The sequence below is a fragment of the Methylobacterium sp. B1 genome, from assembly GCF_000333255.1.
Taxonomy (GTDB): Bacteria; Pseudomonadota; Alphaproteobacteria; order Rhizobiales; family Beijerinckiaceae; genus Methylobacterium; species Methylobacterium fujisawaense.
On the sequence record NZ_BACT01000113.1, the window covers coordinates 1 to 2236 of the forward strand.

Genomic DNA, 2236 nt, shown 5'->3' on the forward strand with positions numbered 1-2236 from the left:
CGCCGCCTTCCTGCCCACGGCCCTGGTGGAACCTACCTCGCCGCCATGGAGCGGGCCTCCTACGACCCGCTCAACACGCCCGTCGAACTGCCGCGCTGGCGCCGGCTGTGGCGCCTGTGGCGGGCGGCGCGGCGGGTGGGCTGAGGGTCGCTCCACCGTCCTCGCGAGGGGGCAATCCAGCGGCGCCGCTCTCGCAAATGCCGCCCGGCCCTCGGTCGCTTCGCGGCGCGCGCGCTGTCGGCTCGCGGCGTCAGAGAACCCGCGCCAGTCCCGGCATCAGCGCCGTCAGCCGCACCGGCGCCCCCGGTTCCGGCTCGGCCTCCGGCGTCGGCAGCACCGCGACCCGGCAGCCGCCCTCGCCCCTGAGGCCCGTCACCAGCCGTCCGCCGGGTTCGAGGGCCGCGCGCCAGTGCTGCGGGATCGCCGCGACGCTGCCGTGGACCAGGATCCGGTCGAACCCCCCGTCCGGCAGGTCCGGGGCCAGCCCGTCCGCCCGGACGACATGCACCTCGGACAGGGCCGCGAGCCGCCGCGTCGCCGCCCCGGCCAGGGAGGTGTAGCGTTCCAGGCTGAGCACCGCCCCGGCCCCGAGCTGGGCGAGCAGGGCGGTCACGTAGCCCGAGCCCGTGCCGATCTCCAGGACGCGCTGGCCCGGCTCGAGCCGAAGCAGCGCCAGCATCACCGCCACGGTGGAGGGGGCCGTCATCGACGCCCCGCAGGACAGCGGCAGGGCGATGTCCCGCCGCGCATGCTCCCGATGCTGCGGCGGCGCGAAGGTGTCCCGGGGCACCTGTTCCATGGCCCGCAGCACCGCGGTGTCCCGCAGGCCCCGGCCCCGGAGCGCCATGACGAAGGCCGCGTTGCCGGCAGCCTCTTCCAGGCTGCCCAGATCGATCACTCGGCGAAGGCCTGCGCGAAGCGCGTCAGCGTCGGCTCGTCCGTGAGATCGAGGCGCAGGGGCGTCACCGAGATCCGCTTCTCGGCGATGGCTTTCAGATCCGAACCGTGGCCCGGCTCGAACCGGGCCTTGGCGAAGGCCAGCCAGAAATACGGGTTGCCGCGCCCGTCGACCCGGGCGTCGATGGACAGCAGCGCCTGATTGCGGAAGCCCTGCGCGGCCACCGCGATGCCCTGCACGTCGGCCGGCTCGCAATCCGGAAAATTCACGTTGACCAGGATGCCGGGCTCGATCCCGGTCTCCAGGATCTTCCGGACGACCTTCGCCCCGTGCGTCCGGGCACAGTCCCACTTGAGGGCGCCGCGTCCGCCCACCCCGTAGGCTTGGCTGAGCGCGATCGAGCGGATGCCGAGGATCGTCCCCTCCATGGCGGCCGCGATCGTGCCCGAATAGGTCACGTCCTCGGCGACGTTCTGGCCGCGGTTGACCCCCGACAGGACGAGGTCCGGCCCGTGGTCGCCCAGGATGTGGCGCACGCCCAGGATCACGCAGTCCGACGGCGTCCCCTTCACGGCGAAACGCTGCTCCGAGACCTGCCGCAGGCGCAGCGGGTCGTTGAGCGACAGCGAGTGCGACACGCCGGACTGGTCGCTCTCCGGCGCCACCACCCAGACGTCGTCCGACAGCTCGCGGGCGATCTCCTCCAGGGTACTGAGCCCCGGCGCGTGGATGCCGTCGTCGTTGGTGACCAGGATGCGCATCAGCGGGTGCCCTCGATCCGGTTGAGCCCGCCCATGTAGGGGTGGAGCACCGACGGGATCGTGATGCTCCCGTCCGGGTTCTGGTAATTCTCCATCACGGCGATGAGCGCGCGGCCGACCGCCACGCCCGAGCCGTTGAGGGTGTGGACGTAGGCCGGCTTGCCGTCCTTGCCCCGGTAGCGGGCGTTCATCCGCCGGGCCTGGAAGTCGCCGCAGACCGAGCACGACGAGATCTCGCGGTGGGTGCGCTGGCCCGGCACCCAGACCTCGATGTCGTAGGTCTTCTGGGAGGCGAAGCCCATGTCGCCGGTGCAGAGGGTCATGACCCGGTAGGGCAGATCCAGCTTCTTCAGAACCGCCTCGGCGCAGGTGAGCATCCGTTCGTGCTTCGTGGCGGATTCCTCCGGCGTGGTGATCGAGACCAGCTCGACCTTGTTGAACTGGTGCTGGCGCAGCATGCCGCGGGTGTCGCGCCCCGCCGACCCGGCCTCGGGCCGGAAACAGGGCGTCAGCGCGGTGAAGCGCAGGGCAGCTCTTCCTCGCGGAGGATCGACTCGCGGACGAGGTTCGTCAGCGG

At 72.1% G+C, this 2236-nt stretch carries 2 protein-coding genes and 2 pseudogenes; 1 reads left to right on the plus strand and 3 read right to left on the minus strand.

The genetic code is table 11. The features are described 5' to 3' along the window. A pseudogene (locus I53_RS34830) lies at positions 1-144 on the plus strand (phytoene/squalene synthase family protein); the annotation flags it as partial. 106 nt (positions 145-250) lie between these two features. Here I53_RS34830 and I53_RS03365 read toward each other — a convergent pair. From I53_RS03365 to serS, 3 genes and pseudogenes are all read right to left on the minus strand, one after another. Continuing rightward, positions 251-898: a protein-L-isoaspartate O-methyltransferase gene (locus I53_RS03365; protein ID WP_043346673.1), complete on the minus strand. Its 648-nt coding sequence runs from the start codon at positions 896-898 to the stop codon at positions 251-253. Further along, entirely contained in the window at positions 895-1659 is a 765-nt protein-coding gene (gene surE, locus I53_RS03370) for a 5'/3'-nucleotidase SurE (protein WP_043346675.1), read from the minus strand. Before surE ends, I53_RS03365 begins: the two co-directional genes overlap by 4 nt. Next, a pseudogene (gene serS, locus I53_RS03375) lies at positions 1659-2236 on the minus strand (serine--tRNA ligase); the annotation flags it as partial. The pseudogene serS and the gene surE, both read right to left, overlap by 1 nt.